22 protein-coding genes are annotated in these 18707 nt (G+C 41.7%); all 22 read left to right on the top strand.

All coding sequences use genetic code 11. The features are described from left to right. Positions 1-323 precede the first annotated feature (323 nt). The 22 genes from PHU20_RS09170 to PHU20_RS09270 all read left to right on the top strand — a co-directional run bounded on the left by PHU20_RS09170 (position 324) and on the right by PHU20_RS09270 (position 18706). Entirely contained in the window at positions 324-740 is a 417-nt protein-coding gene (locus tag PHU20_RS09170; RefSeq protein WP_274825052.1) for a hypothetical protein, read from the top strand. A gap of 51 nt (positions 741-791) precedes the next feature. Next, on the top strand, positions 792-1181 hold the full coding sequence (locus PHU20_RS09175; protein WP_274825053.1) for a hypothetical protein: 390 nt from the start codon (positions 792-794) through the stop codon (positions 1179-1181). A gap of 163 nt (positions 1182-1344) precedes the next feature. After that, positions 1345-1734 (top strand): hypothetical protein, encoded by a 390-nt coding sequence (locus PHU20_RS09180; RefSeq protein ID WP_274825054.1) that lies wholly within the window; start codon positions 1345-1347, stop codon positions 1732-1734. Between the two features lie 49 nt (positions 1735-1783). Beyond that, on the top strand, positions 1784-2008 hold the full coding sequence (locus PHU20_RS09185; protein WP_274825055.1) for a hypothetical protein: 225 nt from the start codon (positions 1784-1786) through the stop codon (positions 2006-2008). 241 nt (positions 2009-2249) lie between these two features. After that, positions 2250-2633, top strand: coding sequence for a hypothetical protein (locus PHU20_RS09190; protein ID WP_274825056.1), 384 nt, complete (start codon positions 2250-2252; stop codon positions 2631-2633). A 348-nt stretch (positions 2634-2981) separates the two neighbouring features. Beyond that, positions 2982-3719 carry a polyphosphate polymerase domain-containing protein gene (locus PHU20_RS09195; RefSeq protein WP_274825057.1) on the top strand — a complete coding sequence of 246 codons (738 nt, stop codon included), beginning with the start codon at positions 2982-2984 and terminating at the stop codon, positions 3717-3719. A gap of 6 nt (positions 3720-3725) precedes the next feature. Continuing rightward, positions 3726-4328 carry a DUF4956 domain-containing protein gene (locus PHU20_RS09200; RefSeq protein ID WP_274825058.1) on the top strand — a complete coding sequence of 201 codons (603 nt, stop codon included), beginning with the start codon at positions 3726-3728 and terminating at the stop codon, positions 4326-4328. A gap of 18 nt (positions 4329-4346) precedes the next feature. Then, on the top strand, positions 4347-5063 hold the full coding sequence (locus tag PHU20_RS09205; RefSeq protein WP_274825059.1) for a DUF2490 domain-containing protein: 717 nt from the start codon (positions 4347-4349) through the stop codon (positions 5061-5063). A gap of 1 nt (position 5064) precedes the next feature. Further along, complete coding sequence (locus tag PHU20_RS09210) at positions 5065-6798, top strand: carbohydrate-binding domain-containing protein (RefSeq protein WP_274825060.1); 1734 nt, start codon at positions 5065-5067, stop codon at positions 6796-6798. Between the two features lie 26 nt (positions 6799-6824). After that, positions 6825-8267: a CotH kinase family protein gene (locus tag PHU20_RS09215; RefSeq protein WP_274825061.1), complete on the top strand. Its 1443-nt coding sequence runs from the start codon at positions 6825-6827 to the stop codon at positions 8265-8267. A gap of 103 nt (positions 8268-8370) precedes the next feature. Beyond that, positions 8371-8889: a hypothetical protein gene (locus tag PHU20_RS09220; protein WP_274825062.1), complete on the top strand. Its 519-nt coding sequence runs from the start codon at positions 8371-8373 to the stop codon at positions 8887-8889. A gap of 397 nt (positions 8890-9286) precedes the next feature. Further along, on the top strand, positions 9287-9502 hold the full coding sequence (locus PHU20_RS20150) for a 4Fe-4S dicluster domain-containing protein (RefSeq protein ID WP_420828672.1): 216 nt from the start codon (positions 9287-9289) through the stop codon (positions 9500-9502). A 2-nt stretch (positions 9503-9504) separates the two neighbouring features. Beyond that, positions 9505-10149, top strand: a complete 645-nt coding sequence (locus PHU20_RS09225; protein ID WP_274825063.1) for a ferric reductase-like transmembrane domain-containing protein — start codon at positions 9505-9507, stop codon at positions 10147-10149. Then, positions 10142-11941, top strand: coding sequence for an FAD-dependent oxidoreductase (locus tag PHU20_RS09230; protein ID WP_274825064.1), 1800 nt, complete (start codon positions 10142-10144; stop codon positions 11939-11941). Before PHU20_RS09225 ends, PHU20_RS09230 begins: the two co-directional genes overlap by 8 nt. Positions 11942-12090: 149 nt before the next feature. Continuing rightward, on the top strand, positions 12091-13212 hold the full coding sequence (locus PHU20_RS09235) for a sensor histidine kinase (protein ID WP_274825065.1): 1122 nt from the start codon (positions 12091-12093) through the stop codon (positions 13210-13212). Next, positions 13209-13925 carry a LytR/AlgR family response regulator transcription factor gene (locus tag PHU20_RS09240; RefSeq protein WP_274825066.1) on the top strand — a complete coding sequence of 239 codons (717 nt, stop codon included), beginning with the start codon at positions 13209-13211 and terminating at the stop codon, positions 13923-13925. The genes PHU20_RS09235 and PHU20_RS09240 overlap by 4 nt, the downstream gene beginning before the upstream one ends. Positions 13926-14229: 304 nt before the next feature. Continuing rightward, a complete protein-coding gene (locus tag PHU20_RS09245; RefSeq protein WP_274825067.1) occupies positions 14230-14832 on the top strand; it encodes a TetR/AcrR family transcriptional regulator in 603 nt (200 codons plus the stop codon). 55 nt (positions 14833-14887) lie between these two features. After that, complete coding sequence (locus PHU20_RS09250) at positions 14888-15676, top strand: haloacid dehalogenase type II (protein ID WP_274825068.1); 789 nt, start codon at positions 14888-14890, stop codon at positions 15674-15676. A 5-nt stretch (positions 15677-15681) separates the two neighbouring features. Then, positions 15682-16080, top strand: a complete 399-nt coding sequence (locus tag PHU20_RS09255) for a hypothetical protein (RefSeq protein WP_274825069.1) — start codon at positions 15682-15684, stop codon at positions 16078-16080. Beyond that, positions 16077-16811: an SDR family oxidoreductase gene (locus tag PHU20_RS09260; RefSeq protein ID WP_274825070.1), complete on the top strand. Its 735-nt coding sequence runs from the start codon at positions 16077-16079 to the stop codon at positions 16809-16811. The genes PHU20_RS09255 and PHU20_RS09260 overlap by 4 nt, the downstream gene beginning before the upstream one ends. A gap of 41 nt (positions 16812-16852) precedes the next feature. Continuing rightward, positions 16853-17848, top strand: a complete 996-nt coding sequence (locus PHU20_RS09265; protein WP_274825071.1) for an alpha/beta fold hydrolase — start codon at positions 16853-16855, stop codon at positions 17846-17848. Between the two features lie 24 nt (positions 17849-17872). Beyond that, a complete protein-coding gene (locus PHU20_RS09270; protein ID WP_274825072.1) occupies positions 17873-18706 on the top strand; it encodes a DUF6503 family protein in 834 nt (277 codons plus the stop codon). The last annotated feature ends 1 nt before the right edge of the window (position 18707 follow it).

The raw sequence follows: 18707 nt of genomic DNA on the forward strand, positions 1-18707 counted from the left end.
TTGGTCGATTTTGAATTTAAGGGGCATTGGGTGTTGGGCTTTATACCCGATCCCCCTGGGAAAAGATGGGGTGATGGCGATTGGGAACCATGGGCCGACCACGGATCGACGTATGCCTTAGGGAAAATAAGTAGGGGTGCCATTGCCTATGATATTTATTTAATCCCCCACTATAATAAGGGTTTATGGTCCTTGTGATTAAGGGCTTTTTGGGTCCCAACAGGTAATATCACAAGTTTGTAGATGAAATCATCCCGTTTGTTGATTTTGCTTTTAACAGCCCCGAAACATCTGTTACTTTGACGTGTAAATAGTAAAACAAAATGCAAAAGGCTAAAGACGTAATAGGGGTAAAGATCTTGAATGGTGTCCGGTGGCTTTTTGTTGTAACATCGGTAATGGCAGTGTTGTCCTGCGGACAAAAAAAAACGCAGGGGCAAAGAGGATTCGAACAGGTTCCGCCACCAATGCCGACAACGGAACAAATAGAAAAGAATATAAGTGATTTAGTGGCCGAAATATCGTTGAGCAATGAACAGGAAGTTGAGTTGTTGGAAATTTATTCGGAACACTATAAACAAGTTGGGGATCGTCTGAAATTCGGTCGTCCGGATAGAAGGGAAATGGAAGCCTTGAGAAACGGATTGGAAAACCAAATAAAAGGACTGTTGACAAAAGAACAACTTGAATCATACACGGCTTACAAAAAGAAGATTGAGTCGCTTGGCTTAAAAGAATGACCGATTTTAATATTAACCATTGGTCTATAAATTGGAATAAACAAGAAAATCATGAAAACAACATTTAGAAAGATTACGGGCGTTGCACTTTTGTTAGGTGCATTATTATTATCAGGAACCACTTTTGCCCAACGGGGAGGACAAGGCGGGGGACAACAAGGACCACCTCCGATGCCGACCGATGATGAGATCGTGGAAATGGTGAGTGAATTGGCCGATGGTATTTCATTGGATGAACTACAGGAAGCTGGAATATTGCAATTGTATCAGGACCATTTTGAAGAAGTGGAAAGTAAAATGAAATCAGGTAGACCAGATCGTGAGGAGATGGAGGCCTTGAAGAGCGACTTAGAGGATGGTGTGAATGCCCTTTTGAACGAGGAACAACAGGAATTGTATAAAACATACCTGAAAAACAAACAGAAAAATGACCGAAGATAACTTCGGTCGGGCAAGGGAAGCTAGGATTTTTTGGAACGGGAAAAAGGATGGGGACATATAGGCGGAAAATATGGTTGACGAATCCGGGAACCATGGATAAAAGTTCGGGAAGTACTTGCCCAACAATTGAAAAGTTTAATAAGAACAAATAAAAAACAATAAAATGAAAACAACAGTAAGAAAGATTACCAATGCAGCACTTTTACTATGTGCTTTGATGATTACAGGAACCACTTTTGCCCAAAGAGGTGGACAAGGCGGGGGACAACAAGGACCACCTCCTATGCCTTCCGATGATGAGATCGTGGAAATGGTAAGTGATCTGGCCGATGAGATTTCATTGGATGAGGGACAAGAAGCCGAAATTTTGGAATTGTACCAGGCACATTTTGAGGAAATGGAAAGTAAAATGGAATCCGGTAGGCCCGATCGTGACGAGATGGAGGCATTAATGAGCGATTTCGAGGAAGATGTGAATGCCGTTTTGACCGATGAACAACAGAAACTGTATAAAAAATACCTCAAAAACAATAGACCTCAAGGCAGGAACTAAAGGTGCCTTGAAACAATGTTAAGGAATCAATACCCGAATAGTGGCAATTATGGAACATGGAAGATGGAATGAAAGGATTGGGCTATCGGGTATTTCAATGATATTTCTGCTCTTACTTCATTTGCCTATGGGCTGTAGTGAGGATGAAAAGGAAAATTCCGATAAGCTACAAATAGCTATAGGTCGGGATGGAATATCCGATCAAGCGGCTGTCGTTTTTGAAGCAGCCAAAGATAGGAGGAGTCCAGTTAATGATGATACGGGGAATGAATAAAAATATAAGCATGGCAATACCTATAAATTGATTGCGTATGGTAGAAAAATAGTTGTTTGGTTGAGTTAGTTTAGTTAAAGGCACGTTGGTTTCGAAAGAACCAGCGTGTTTTTTTTTGTTCTAAAAACCCTGCATCCATGAAGTATCCATATTCGTAGATAAAATCTTCCAATTCGTTGATTTTGCTTTTTTTCGATGGCAAACTTCAGTTACTTAGAGTCAATATTAAAAAGCAATAGGTATGAAATCCTTTATGGGAAAAATGGGAAGATCAATGCTGGTCTTACTGGTGGTCACCTCGGTAGCATGCCGGCAACAAAAGGGGCAAGAAGGTAGACAACAAGGACCTCCGCCAATGCCAAACGATGCTGAAATAGTTGAAATGGTAGGGGAGTTGTCCAAGAGCATCTCACTCGACGAAAGTCAGGAAACTCGAGTATTGGAGCTGTACCAGGAGCATTTTAAGGAAATGGAAAGTAAAATGGAATCCGGTAGGCCCGATCGGGATGAAATGGAAGCTCTAAAGAGCAAGTTCGAGAATGCCGTGAATGCGGTTTTGACCGAGGAACAACAAGGTTTGTTCAAGGATTACCAAAAGAACATTCGAAGAAAAGAACGAAGATAGCCTTTTCGGATTTTGAGGAAGGCAATATTAAAAGGGCCGGTATTTATATGCCGATGTCATTGACATAAGCTTAAAGACGTTCAGACAATCGAAAGTACGGAACGTTAGAAGAATTTAATAAGATTGATAATTAATTTTAATTGTGTGCCTATGGTTGAATAATAGTTGTTTGGTTGAGTTAGTTTAGTTAAAAGCACGCCGGTTTTATTAGAACTGGCGTGCTTTTTTTGTATCCGAAATCGAAGGATGTTGTCGATTCCTGAATTGGTTGATGAAATCCCCCAGTTTGTTGATTATAATTTAACCTTAACATAACCTTTCGTTAATTGGTCTATTATTTAAAAGACCATGAATCAGATAATCAACGCTTTTGACAGTATTTCCCTCGAAGAGATGAATAACGTTGCTTTGATGAAAAGGACCGATACAAAATTCATTGTGCATAAAAAAGAATTGATTTCGGTTTTAAAGAAAATCATTCAAGATTACAAAGTCCTCGAGATAAAGGGTAATAGGATCATGACCTATGCCTCGCTTTACTTTGATACCCCTGCCAAGAAATTCTATTATGACCATCATAACGGAAAGGTGAATAGGACTAAGGTCAGGATGCGTAAATATGTGGAATCGGATATTTGTTTTCTAGAGGTAAAACAAAAAGACGGTAGGGGGAAAACAAAAAAGACCAGGACCTCGATAAATGATTTTGAAATGGATTTATCCGATACGTCTATTGATTTTATCCAGAATGTAACCCATGAATCCTATGATCTGGAACCCATTATCTGGAATAAATTCAATCGGATCACCCTTGTGAATAAAACGGCCAAGGAGCGTTTGACCATAGACTTGAACGTTTCCTTCAAAATAAACAACACCTTCAAGACCTATGATAATTTGGTGATTATCGAAGTGAAACAGGAACGGTTCAATAGAACCTCTCCGGTAGTCAGACAGTTGAAAGAGCATCAGACAAACCCTTACGGCCTTAGTAAGTACTGTATCGGAATGATCAGTGTTTACGAGGATTTAAAGTACAATCGATTTAAGAGAAAAATATTAAAAATAAATAAGATAACAGCTTAACGACCTATGGAATTTTTAGATATCCCCCTTTTTGACGATGATTTTTTTAAAATGATGTTCAGGTTTGTCCTAAACTTCACCTTCTTGACCGTGATCATTCGTTTTGTGTATTATCCTTTTTCCAAACGAAAGGATTATGTTTTTACCTATTACCTGATAAGTCTTATCGTATTTTTTCTCTGTTTCACCTTGAAAAAATATAATCTCGATATAGGAATGGCCCTTGGGTTGTTCGCCATCTTCGGAATTATACGTTATAGGACCGATCCCATCGATATTAAGGAAATGACCTATTTGTTCGTGGTTATCGGGGTATCGGTGATCAATTCTTTGGCGAACAAGAAAATGAGCTATTCCGAGATCATAGCCGCCAACGTACTCATCATAGTCGTTTTAGTCGCCATAGAGCGATATTGGGCCTTAAAACAGGAAGAATCCAAATCGATCATCTACGAAAATATCGAGAATATCAAACCTGAGAATTATGGGGTGCTCAAAAGCGATCTTGAACAGCGGACAGGGCTGTCGATCAACAAAATCAATATCGGTAAGATAGATTTTTTAAAGGACACTGCGGAAGTGACCATATTCTATTTTAAGAACAGCTAACGAACAAAAATATACCCTATGGAATTGATACATAGTAAAAACCTCCAATATGTTGCCTTGATAGTTGCTCTAATGATAGGGGTTTCCGGTTTTTCCCAAACGGAGGATACCGATGATCTTCAAAGTTGGACGGCAATAAGTCTCAAATATAAATTGAATAAAAAATGGTCTTTCGAATTGGAGGAGCAATTGCGATTGGATGCGAATATTTCGGAAGTGAGCGAATATTTCACCGAGATCGATGCGGAATACTCCATTTCAAAAAGCTTTGATATCGGAGGTGGATTGCGGTATGTACGGGAGAATGATAATGAAGGCAATGTTCAAGGGTATGAAAACCACCTGAGGTTTCATATAGATGCCTCATACAAACATAAGATAAATGCATTTTCACTTAAATACAGATTGCGCTATCAGAACAAGAATGAATTGGGTGTGGATGCTTCCGAAGGTGATTATGCGAAACAGAATATTCGTTTCAAAACTTCTGTTGGATACGATTTTAAGAACTGGAAGTTGGATCCTGAATTCTCCGCTGAAATATTCAATCACTTTGAAGAAGGTGAGGACAATGGCTTCAGTAAATACAGATTGACCTTAGGCACTGATTATAAAATAAAAAAGTATGGCAAAATCGGCCTTTTTTATAGAATGGAAAAGGAATTGAATGTCGATTTGCCCGAAACGGCCCATATTATCGGGTTAAAATACGCTTATACTATTAAAAACAAGTAAAATGAAAGTAAGAAATCTAAACATACCATCCCTTTTAGGCATGTTGTTGTTCGCAACACTCACCTTTCAAGGTTGTTCCGATGATGAAGACACTGTTTATGATACCGATTCCACTTATTCGGAGAGTACGGAGGATACTGCTACCGATGACGACATTACGATTGCGGAAGTAGGGGAGACCCATGAAGAAGATAGCGACTATGTGTGGGACGCTTCCAGCGTGGTTTATATTACCTTGAACGGTTCTTCGATTACCGTTGATGGTGATGGGGCGACGGTTGATGGTAGCGAGGTGACGATAGGCTCGGCCGGTAATTATGAAATTACAGGGACCTTATCCGATGGTCAGATTACCGTGGATACCGACGATGAAGAAACCGTACGTCTTATTTTGAACAGCGTTGATATAACCAACACTTCAGGTTCCCCTATAAACATTGCCAGTTCGGAAAAAACAATCGTTATACTCTCCGAGAATACGATCAACGAATTGACCGATACGAACAACTATGTTTATGATGAGGATGAAGATGAGCCCAATGCCACACTTTTCAGTGACGATGACCTCACCATATACGGGGAGGGTGCCCTCATCGTCAATGCAAATTACAATGATGGTATTGCCAGTAAGGACGGTTTGGTGATCGCGAGTGGTAACCTAACGGTGAATGCCGTGGATGACGGTATTCGTGGTAAGGATTATTTATATGTAAAAGATGGGTACATCGTGGTAAATGCAGAAGGTGATGGGTTGATATCGGACAATGATGAAGATACGAACACCGGATGGGTACTTATCGATGGGGGTGCCTTCGTGATCACGGCCGATGGGGATGGTATTTTTGCCGAATCGGTGGTGGAGATTACCTACGGTGATTTCACTATAGTGACCGGTGGGGGCCATACAAGCTCATTAGGTACCGATGATTCGGCCAAAGGAATTAAGTCCGGCGGGAATATCCTTATCGAAGACGGTATTTTCGATATCGATTCTGCAGATGATAATTTACATGCAAGTTATGATATTACCATTACTACGGGAACCTTTACCTTGGCTACCGGGGATGATTCCATCCATGCGGATGACGCGGTGGAAATCGATGGGGGGACATTTGATATCACCGATGCCGTAGAGGGTATTGAAGCACCCGATATTATCATCAGTGATGGGGAAATATATATCAATAGCAGTGATGATGCCATTAATGCAGCAGGCAATACAAACAATTTCCTTTATATAAATGGGGGGTATATCGTTATTACCAGTAGTGGTGATGGCTTGGACGCCAACGGCGATATAGAAATGACAGGCGGTACGGTAATTGTCAACGGCCCAACTTCCCAAAGTAATAGTCCGATAGATTACGATGGTACCTTTTATCTGAATGGGGGCTTCCTGGTCGCCTCTGGCTATGGATCTAATATGGATGAGGCAGGAAGTAATGTATCGGACCAAAATTCCTTACTCGTGAAATTATCGTCGACACAATCGGCCGGAAAGCTATTTCATATCGAGAATGGTTCCGGAGAGGAAATTTTAACCTTTGCCCCGGAAAAAGCCTATAAGTCGATCGTGTTCTCTTCATCCGAATTAAGTACCGGAAGCTATACGATTTATTTGGGAGGAAGCTCAACAGGGACGGTAACCGATGGGGTCTATGAAGGTGGAACCTATACCCCGGGAACCCAATATGATACTTTTAGCGTATCGGGTACGGTGACAACAGTCGATTAAAATATTAACCGATAAATACTCAATCCATGAAAAAATCAGTTTTTAGAATGCCAACCCTGGTCGGTGTCACGCTAATGGGATCCTTACTGTTCTTGAATTGTTCGGATAATGATTCCGCTACCTATGGCGATAGTACGGGCTCTTCGGATTCCGATACCACCGTAGTTATCGATGATACGGATTTTGATCCGGTCGATTGGACGACCGAGACGCATAGCAACGATGTGGATCCTAATTTCGATGAGGTTTTTGATGATACGGAAGTAAAGCGATTCGATTTTGTTATTTCAGAAGAGAACTGGGCAGCTATGTTGGCCGATATGACCGACATGTATGGGACCTTTGGCCGTTCAAGTGGTGGACTATCCGATTTTTCCGATGAGGATCCCATATTCGTGCCGGGATCGGTTTTCTATAACGGTATCGAATGGTATAAAGTGGGCTTGCGGTTCAAAGGAAATTCCAGTCTCCAAAGTGCTTGGCAATCCGGGGTCCTTAAATTGGCCTTTAAAATGGATTTTGATGAGTATGAGGATGATTATCCCCAGATAAAAAACCAACGCTTTTACGGGTTTAAAAAGTTTAGCTTAAAGAATAACTATAATGACAGCTCTTTTTTAAGGGAAAAAGTAGCCGCCGAAGTGTTTGAAAATTCCGGATTGGCGGTTTCCCATACCGGTTTTTATACGCTTTATGTAGATCATGGGGACGGCCCCGAGTATTTCGGATTGTACACTTTGGTCGAGGAAGTCGATAATACGGTTATAGATACCCAATTCACCAGTGATGACGGTAACCTATATAAACCCGAGGATTATGGGGCAAGTTTTGAGGAAGGTACATTTAATGAGGATGGATTTGTAAAAAAGACCAATGAGGATGAGGCCGATTGGAGTGATGTCGAAAGCGTGTTTACCGCCTTGCATTCCGCTACAAGAACCACGGATCCCGAAGCATGGCGTACAGGTTTGGAAGCCGTTTTCGATGTGGATACTTTTTTGAATTATTTGGCTGTAAATACGGTCATCCAAAACTGGGATACCTATGGTAGAATGGAACATAATTATTATCTGTACAATAATCCGGACAATAGTTTACTGACCTGGATTCCTTGGGATAACAACGAAGCCCTTCAAGAGGGGAATATGGGGGGTTCCTTGAGTTTGGATTTTTCAGATCTTTCCAGTAGTTCCGACTGGCCATTGATTGGGTATTTGTATGAAGATGAGGTGTATAAGGCCAAGTATGATGCTTATGTCGAGGCGGTTATAGGAGGCCCTTTTGAAACCACTTATATCCAAGGGGTTTACGATACTTATTCCAGTTTGGTGGAACCTTATGCGACTTCGGAAGAAAGCGGATACACCTTTTTAAACAGTAGTAGTTCGTTTTATTCCGCTATTTCAACACTTAAATCCCATGCCTCAAGTCGGGCATCGGCAGTAAGCAGCTATCTGTCGAAACAATAGTTCAAATGGCAAGAAAACTGTAATTTTGAAGGTTTTAAAATAATGGGCAGCTTTAAACTTTTTGGGTTTAAAGCTGTCTAAGGTATAGGTTAAAAATAAAGATATGAAACGTACGAAATCAATAAGCTTTTATATGCGGATTTTTCATCGCTATTTAGGTTTTTTCTTGGCAGGGATTATGGCGGTTTACGCCTTTAGTGGCATTATTCTCATATTTCGGGAAACCGATTTTTTGAAAAGTGAGAAAAGGGTTGAGAAGAAAATAGCGGTCGGGCTGACTTCCGAAACATTGGGTAGGGCTTTGCATATGAAAAAATTACAAGTTGCCAAGGAAGAAGGTAATGTGCTGTATTTCAATGACGGAACCTATAACAGCGTGACGGGAGATGTAAAATACACCTCAAATGATCTGCCGGCGGTAATCATGAAACTCAATCAATTACATAAGGCAAGCACCAACCAGCCCTTGTTTTGGTTGAACATCTTTTTTGGAGTATCATTGTTCTTCTTCGTCGTTTCTTCATTCTTAATGTTCAAACCGAAAAACAAAACCTTAAAAGAAGGGGTTTATGTCTCCGTGGTTGGGGTCGCATTAACGATTTTATTGGTGTTTTTGTCATAAATAAAAGGAGGTAGGATTTATAGGTATAAAACCGAAATAGCCCTTAATTCAGTTGCAGGCTGTTTTGTTTTTTTACTGTGCCATTCAGTGATCGATCGGTTCTTGGATCGAAGATCGCTTTATGGTTTTTTTTTGTTTTTGAAATGTGATCCGGAACGTATGTTGATTTACTAAGGCGAAGGGTCTTAGTGTCTTTCCTTGCCCTTGTTCAAAGGTGGTTTTTCTTAAATGTCATTCCCGTGGTATCCCTTGGTATTCCCTTCATTTCCAATTCCCCATTTTTTTTGTAGTTGTGATATGCCATTTGGTTGATAAAGTCTTTTTGCCCGTCGATTCCAGTTTCAAATAATAGGGATGTGCTGTTACTTTGATAAGGAAATAGTAATAGATCTTGATTATGGCAATAGAAAGTATTAACGGATGCATAGGTTGTGAGGAGTGCATTAAAAGCTGCCCGACCGATGTTATTCGACTGGATCAAAAAACAAAGAAGGCGATAATTACCTTTCCGGAGGACTGTCAAATATGTCATTTGTGCCGGTTGTATTGTCCGGTCGATGCCATAACGATCACGCCGGAGAAATCAATTCCTGTAATCGTATCATGGGGCTAGTTATGAAAAAAGAAAGAAAAATTTATCAGTATTTGCCGCTCGTTTTGGCGTTTATCGTGTTGCCATTGCTACTATGGTTTTTAAGCGATTTTCCCGAAAGGTCCTTGCAAATGAATGCCCTTTCCCTATTGACCATTTTGGCCTTTAGTTTATTGTTGGCACAATTCTTTTTGTCAAGGACGAATAGGGACATGGTTAAAAAAGTGAAAATGTCCAATGTTCTTAAAATACACAAGTTCATCGGTTATGTATTTATCGGCATTATCATGTTGCATCCTTTCTTTATACTGGTACCTAAATTTTTGGATGATGCCGTATCCCCAAAAGATGCCTTTATAAGAGTTATCACCAGCTTCGATAATATCGGACTTGTTTTGGGCCTAGTGGCCTATTCGGCAATGTTGGTGATCATGATAACCTCGTTTTTCCGTTTTAAACTGCATATGAAATACAGGACCTGGAGAACCTTCCATGCCTATTTGACCACGATTTTCATCGTTGCTGCCATCTGGCATGCCATTACCTTGGGGCGCCATAGCAATGGCGCATTCACTTTGTTCTATGTGATTACCGGGGCAAGTGGAATCTTTTTTCTAATACGGATGTATGTGTTGAAACCTTCTAAAAAACCGATTAAAAATGTCTAGTTCTAAAGAAAATGGTAAGATTTCCCGACGAAGTTTTATAGCCCTTGCTGGCGGAGCGGCGGGTGCAATGGCATTGGCCTCAATGGGTATGCCTATGGGTTGGGCCGAGAATAACCCCGAGATCGATGTTGATGCCTTGGGTCTTGATAAGTTCAATACCGACGTACTGGTCATAGGAAGTGGAATGGCAGGTTTGTTCGCGGCCGTAAAAGCCCACGATGCCGGGGCTAAGGTAATGATGGTTTCCAAAGGTCGACTTGGTTCTTCGGGCCAGACACCTTTTGCGAAAGGGATATTCGCTTTTGATCCGGAAAAGGAAGAATTGAGTATTGATGAATTCGTTGCCAAAATTTCCCGTTCGGCCATGGGAAGTAATAATGAGGCATATACCCGGCAAATGGCAGAACATTCATTGGATCGGGTAAACGAACTCAAGTCGTGGGGCTTCTTCGATTCGGCAATCTATAACAAGAGTTTCAGTAAGCCCATAAATGAGCGTAACATACCCGTTCATGAACGTATAGTGGTGACCCATCTGATCAAGGAGGATGAAAAAATAGTGGGTGCGGCAGGCTTTAGTGTAGATGAACAAAAGGTATTGATTTACGAAGCCAAGAGCGTTATCCTTTGTACTGGGGCCGGCGGATTTAAACCCAATGGTTTCCCTATTGGGGACCTTACCCATGATGGTACGATAATGGCCTATGATATAGGGGCTAAGGTTACAGGTAAGGAGTGGAACGATGGCCACCCCGGTAGGGCTGAAAATCCCGCCGCATGTTATGATGGGTGGGGCGATATGTTTGAAAACAAACCCAGTACCGTCAGTGTTGAAGTACACCATGACCTTGGGGTCGACCTAAACTATATGGTCTATGCCAGTGGTAACTCGGTAACCATGGGACGTCCTGGAGAAGGGGATATGAATGCCGTTTCGGGCGGACCTTTTACCCCTGAAGAATTTAAAAGGCAGGAAACCGGAAGGAGACCCGGGCCCCAATCGGATGAAGGTAGGCCGCCCAGAGGGGAAGGTAAACCACCAGGTGGAGGGAAACCCCCAAAAGATGGAGGAGGTGGGCCTCCGGGTATGAGTGGCACTCCAGTAGGGGGGTCATCGGCAGGAATGGCCATACACAAATCAGAGGGATTGGTGCCGATCAATGAACGATGCGAATCGAATATCCCTGGTCTTTATGCGGCCGGTGATGCATTGGGCTCCTATATGTCGGGAGGTATTTATACCCAAATCGGTTCGTCCTTGGCCGGATCCGCAGTCCAAGGTGGCGTTGCTGGGGAAGCTGCGGCCAAATACAGTAAAACGGTCGGATCGGTTTCCATCTCGGATGCTAAGATCAAAGATGTTGAAGAAGAGATCTTGGCACCATTGAAAAGGGAAGCCGGGTATAGTCCGGCATGGGTAACCCAGACCCTACAGGGGATCATGATCCCCAATTTTATCCTTTATGTAAAAAAGGAAAATTTAATGAAAGGGGCCTTGGCCTATATTGAGGAATTGAGAGATCAGCACATGGGTCATTTGAGGGCGGCCAATTTGCATGATTTGCGATTGGCCCATGAGACCCGCAATATGATCGTAAGTGCCGAAATGAAATTGAGGGCGTCCTTGATGCGTAAAGAGAGCAGATGTAGTCATTACCGTTTGGATTATCCGGAAATGGATGATGAAAACTGGAGGGCTTGGATCAATATTTATAAAGGGGAAGATGGTACCATGCAGCTTGAAAAACAGCCGTTCGGCCAATGGCCGAACCAAGGTGCCGAAATTGTTTAAAGGCTGGGAGGTCGGTACCTTTTGATAGGGGTTCCGACGATAACCCCAAAACACAAATAGCAGTAATAGAAGTAAGCTAGGAAATAATTCTGATTTCAATTTATATAGCCTATAGGAAATCATTATATTCGAATAACAGTACATCATACATGAGCGATAGTCATCAAAACAAGGCATTAATAAAAAGAATCAGCCTTCTCGAACCTTTTGTTATTTTTATCTTTTGGTTCGTTTTGTTCGCCTCACCCTTATTGTTCGGTCAATTTGGGGAGAATATAGACTGGACCCATGTCTTTGAGGTTTGGAAAAGCCATATACCGCTACTTGCGATGTTCTTGGTGCATCGGTTTTTACTGATGCCTTTATTGTTCTTTAAGGGCAAAAAGATCTTCTATTTTGGTTTTGTCGTAATTTTGCTAATCGCGGGTACGGCTATCATCTATGCGATTGAGAGGCCAAATCCCCAAGGATTGCCTCCTCCACCGGTAAGAAGTGAAAGGCCGATGGGAGATTTGCCGGATCGGGGTTTTGAGGGTAATATGCCGCCTCGGGAACATAACGTAGGAAATACGAAGGGGCCAATACCTTCCTATGCCAATTTTTTGATGTTGTCGATACTTCTCATGGGTTTTGATGCAGGATTGCAGATATCCATGCGGTGGGCCAACTTGGAACAGGAAAAATTCAGACTGCAAAAGGAAAATGTGGAAAATCAATTGGCTTTTTTAAGAAATCAGATCAGTCCCCACTTCTTTATGAATACGCTCAATAACATCCATGCTTTGGTGGATATCGACGCGGATGAGGCAAAGGATTCGATCATCAAACTTTCCAATTTAATGCGACATCTACTCTATGATTCCGAGGAAAAGCAAACGACAATAAGTAAAGAGGTCGGTTTTATCAAGAGTTATATTGAACTCATGCGCTTGCGGTTTACCGATAAAGTGGTGATCGATGTGGATATCCCCACAGTGATCCCCGATAAATCAATTCCGCCATTATTGTTTACGTCATTGTTGGAAAATGCTTTTAAGCACGGTATAAGTTATGATAAGGAATCGTTCATTCATGTAGAAATATCCTTTACAGAGAACCGATTGACGTTCGGAATTGAAAATAGCAATCATTCCAAAAAAGCGGATGGTCATTCGGGAATTGGAATAGAGAATATTAGAAAACGTTTGGATCTACTGTATGATAAGGCATATAGCCTCGATATCGTGGATGATGGCGGTAGATTTATGGTAACCTTAAAAATCCCTTTATGATTCGTTGTATCGCCATAGATGATGAGCCCTTGGCCTTAAAGCAAATTGCCAATTATATAGAAAAAACCCCTTTTCTTTCTTTGGAAAACCAGTTTGAGAGCGCCATACAGGCGATTTCATTCCTTGAGGAAAATGAGGTCGACTTGATGTTCGTTGATATCAATATGCCCGATTTGAACGGGTTGGATTTTGTGAAGTCGTTGAGCAATGCACCTAAGGTGATCTTTACCACGGCCTATAGCGAGTATGCTATTGAGGGCTTTCGGGTCGATGCCATCGATTACCTGTTGAAACCTATTGGGTATAGCGAATTCTTAAAGGCGGCCGTTAAGGCCAAGGAAAGGTTGCAGCCTAAAATCGAGGAGAATACGGAGGTTCATGGCAACGATAAGTTTTTGTTCATTAAATCGGAATACAAAATATTGCGGATAAATCTGTCCGATATTCGATTTATTGAAGGCATGCGCGAATATTTACGTATCCATTTGCAATCGGAAAAACCGATCATGACCTTAATGAGTATGAAGAAGATGGAGCAATTTCTTTCCCCAGACCATTTTATGAGGGTACATCGCTCCTATATCGTTAATCTGGACAAGATCTCCACCGTGGAGCGAAATCGGATCGTTTTTGATAAAAACATCTATATTCCCATAAGTGAGCAGTATAAGCTGAAGTTCCAAAAATACTTGGACGACAATTTTTTGGTTTAAGGAGTGCGTATTGCCGATTTGCGGGGAACATTGGGTTCCGGATTGTCGACCGGGGACTCATGAATGCTTCAATTCATTGTGTTGTGGACATAGGTCTTCATCCATGGTCAAATTAGGTGTCCGTTCCAAGGAGTATCCCAAAAAAAACCTTACCATTACCGTTAATATTTTTGTTTATGAAGTAACTTGATTATGGGGGGAATTGTTTTGATAGAGGGAATAAAAAACAATTGCAACTCATAATACTTTCTTAAAACTACGGTAAAAAACATACTACATAGTATATGTTTTTTACATTTGGGGTATGGATCAACGGCAAAAGTCGGAACATACCCGTCAATCGATCATCAACGAATCGTTCAAACTGTTCTATGAAAATGGTTTTCGGACAACGAGCGTGGATAAGATCATGAAGGCTACCCAATTGACCAAAGGTGCTTTTTACCACCATTTCAAGAATAAGGAGGAATTGGGACTTGCAGTAATCTCCCAGAAATTACAAAAGAGGGTTTATGAAAGTATGATCGCTCCTTTATACGGGCCAGGATCTCCAATGGAAATACTGAATACCGTATTTATTGGGCGTTTGAAGACGTTTACGGTATATGAGAAGCAACACGGCTGCCCTACCAATAATTTTATCAATGAAATCGGTGACCAGGAATTGGCCTATCAAAATGCTTTGAAGCGAATTGTTGAGGAGTGGAAGTCTGCCTTGGTATATGTATTGGAGCGCGGGAAAACGGAGGGGGCCATTAAAGAAAGTATATGTAGTAAATCGGTAGCGGTTTATTTAATAAGTGCCTTTGAAGGTATCCGGGGACTTCGGAAAATATATGATAATGATTTGATCCTGGATGAATATATTGCCGGACTTTCATTGTATATAGATCAAATAAAGGCGTAATTTTTTTACAAAAAAAACATACTAAAAGGTATGTTTTTAAAATAAAATTTGGAACATGGAAAATAACAGAAGGGATTTTATTAAAAAGTCCGTTGCACTAGGTGCACTCGGGGCAACATTACCGCAATTCGGTTTTTCAGCCGTCAAATCGAATCAGGAAGTCCCACCAAGGCCAAAAGTCTTGTTTTTTGATGTAAATGAAACGTTACTGGACCTTACCGCCATGAAGGCCAGTGTGGGCCAAGCGTTGAACGGCAGAAGTGATTTATTGCCCCTATGGTTCACCACCATGCTACACTATTCTTTGGTTTCCACGGTTGGTGGACAGTATAACGATTTCGGGGTTATCGGGGTTGCTGCACTGCAAATGGTAGCGAAAAACCATGGAATCGATTTATCGGAAAATGCCGCCAAAGAAGCCATATTGGGACCCTTACGTTCATTACCCGCCCATCCGGAAGTGAAAGGGGCTTTGGAAAACTTGAAAACAGCCGGTTATTCCTTGGTGTCGTTTACGAATTCATCGAACATAGGGGTCGAGACACAATTCAAAAATGCGGGTTTAACCGATTATTTTGACCAAAGGTTAAGTGTTGAGGATGTCGGGAAATTCAAACCCCATACCCATGCCTATGAATGGGCTGCCCGAAAAATGGGGGTAAAACCCAATGAATGCCTTATGGTTGCTGCACATGGATGGGATATCGCAGGTGCGCTTTGGGCCAATTGGAGAGCGGCCTTCGTTCAGCGACCCGGGGCACAATTATATCCCTTGGCGCCGATGCCTGAAATCAATGAAGAAAATTTGCAGCAGATTGCAGCTCGTTTGATAAACTTAAAATAAATCCTTTGAAAATCAGTATCGATCGTTCAATCAATGTCATCTCCATTGTGGCCATGACCTATTTTGCCATCCCAAAATTACTGGGAATGCCTCAAAGTATTGCGGGGTTCGAACAATTTGAAAAAGCGATTCACGTGGATGCGGATTTTTTTAGAATGGTTACGGGTATTTCAGAATTGGGTTTGGCTGCTTTATTGCTGGTTTTTGCTATCGGTAAGCATAGGATTATCGGAAAAATGGCATTTTCAATGTTACTGATGGTCATGTTGACTGCTTTGGGAATGGAGTTTTTTGCCCGGCCCAAACCGGTACCCATGCTCGTGGCAATAGCCCTTGTTCTTTCCTTTTTCTCGGTTTACAGGTTACAGTCCATAAAATCTAATCCAAAAATTGCACAAGTATGATATTGGAAAACAAAATCGTTATCGTTACAGGAGCTTCAAGGGGTATCGGAAGGGAAATCGCCCTCCTCTTGGCAGAAAATGGGGCAAAGGTCGTTGTAAACCACTCCAATAGTGAAGCGGGTGCCAAAGAGACCGTGGCAGCCATTGTTGACAAAGGGGGAACCGCCTTTAGTATAAAAGCCGATGTAAGCAACCGGGCAGAAGTGACCCACTTGTTCGATGAGACCATAGCGCGATACGGGAAAGTTGACGTGCTGATAAATAATGCAGGGGTAATGGTTTCCAAAGCCATAAGGGAGAATACCCAGGAAGATTTCGATAAACAATTCGATGTGAACGTAAGGGGGGTGTTCAACACCCTTCAGGAAGCCGACGGTAAATTGGCCGATAACGGGAATATCATAAACGTATCCTCGAGTACGGTTAAACTCATGTTTCCCACTTACGGACTTTATTCGGCATCAAAAGCAGCGGTTGAGCAAATGACACGCGTGTTCTCAAAGGAAATAGGGAGGGGTGTTTCGGTCAATGCAATTGCCCCGGGAGCTACCGAAACCGAATTGTTCTTAAAAGGTAAGACACAGGAATTTATAGATAAGCTGAGTGGTATGAACGCATTTAATCGTTTGGCCAAACCTTTGGATATTGCAAAGGTGGTATTGTTTTTGGCCAGCGATGATTCAAAATGGATTTCGGGTCAGGTAATAGGCGCCAATGGGGCTTTGGTATAAATTGGCAATTAAGTGTTGAATGATAAAAAACAAAGATTGAAATGAAAAATAAGCTTGTATTATTTGTATTGCTTATCGGTTTTATGGGGTACTCACAAAATGGCAAGACCCCATGGTTGGATGTTATGTTGAGCAACTACGAATATCCTTATCCCGTGGATTATATAACCATAAATGCCCAGCAACAAGAATTGAAAATGGCCTATATGGATGTTAAGCCCGAAAAGGCCAACGGCAAGACCATTATGCTATTGCATGGGAAGAACTTCAATGGCGCCTATTGGGAAACGACCATCAATGGGTTGACGGCCGATGGGTACCGTGTAATTGTACCCGATCAGATCGGTTTTGGAAAATCATCCAAGCCCGATAATTATCAATATTCCTTTCAGGCATTGGCAAAGAACACCAAAGCCATTTTAGATACCTTGAAAGTGACGAAAACGGCAGTTTTGGGACATTCCATGGGTGGGATGTTGGCAACCCGATTTGCTTTGATGTATCCCGAAACCACGGAAAAACTTATTTTGGAGAACCCTATCGGACTCGAAGATTGGAAATTGGTAGTGCCCTACCAAACAATCGATCAATGGTATGCGGCGGAGTTGCAAAAGACCGCTGAAAAAATCAAAGCGTACCAATTGAAGTACTACTACGATGGGAAATGGAAGAGCGAATACGATCAATGGGTCGAATTGTTGGCGGGTTGGACCCTGAATTCCGATTACCCAAAAGTTGCCTGGAACGCGGCATTGACCTATGATATGATCTTTAACCAGCCGGTGCTTTATGAATTCGAGCACATTACGTGTCCTACCTTATTGATTATCGGCACCCGGGACAGGACAGCTTTGGGAAAAGCTTTTGTACCTGAAGAAGTAAGGCAAACCATGGGGCTGTACAATAAATTGGGGAAAGCAACACAGCAAAGTATCCCGAACAGTGAATTGGTTGAAATACCGAATATCGGCCATTTGCCCCATATTGAAAGTTTTCAGGCTTTTATAACACCTTTAAAATCATTTTTAACGAAATAAACCAACTCAAAAAAAACAATATCCATGAAAATTAAACAGTTATCGTTGATCATCTTCGGATGCCTTTTGGTGTCTTGCAATAATGGCAAAAAAACCAAGTCTGTCTCCCCCGAAAAAACAACAGAGGCCCTTACTTCACCTACATTCGAGAATCAAGGCCATCAGTTGGTATACGATATGGTACAGAAGGTCGGTGATTATAAAAGTTTACGCAAGTTAAAGGATGTGGTATATACCTATACCTACCAAACCCCGGATGGTAAGTCCGACGTTTCCACCGAAAAATACCTTTTTAATGGCGAATTGTCCTATGGGGCGTATCACCGACACGAAAGGACGCTTCCCGATTTTGAAGGATTGATCGAGCAGGGATATGATGGTAGTACGTATTGGTTAAAACACAATGGGGTGGCTTTACAGGATGAAAAGCTCTTAAAAAGGGTAGCCTTTAATAGACCTACCAATTTTTATTGGTTTACCATGATGCAAAAATTATTGGATCCAGGGGTCAACTATGAATACGTAAAGGAAGAAACCATTGATGGGACGGGCTATAATGTCGTAAAGATTTCCTTTACCTCCGAAGGGGACAAACCCACCGACATTTATCAACTTTATATCAATGCAAAAACGGGGTTGGTTGACCAGTTCCTCTTCACGGTAGCTGATTTTGGGGTTATGGAGACTCCCAATTTGATGAAGCTTCAATATGAGGAAGTGGATGGGTTGTTGTTGCCGACAAAACGCTTATACAAGAAATCGACTTGGAATGCCGATGTAAGCGATGCCCCATGGATAAAGGTTACTTGGTCGGATATTAAGTTCGATAATGGTTTGACAATAGAAGATTTCAAGTAAT

Origin of the sequence: Maribacter polysaccharolyticus (genome assembly GCF_028882255.1) — a bacterium.
In the GTDB taxonomy this organism is placed as follows: Bacteria; Bacteroidota; Bacteroidia; order Flavobacteriales; family Flavobacteriaceae; genus Maribacter_A; species Maribacter_A polysaccharolyticus.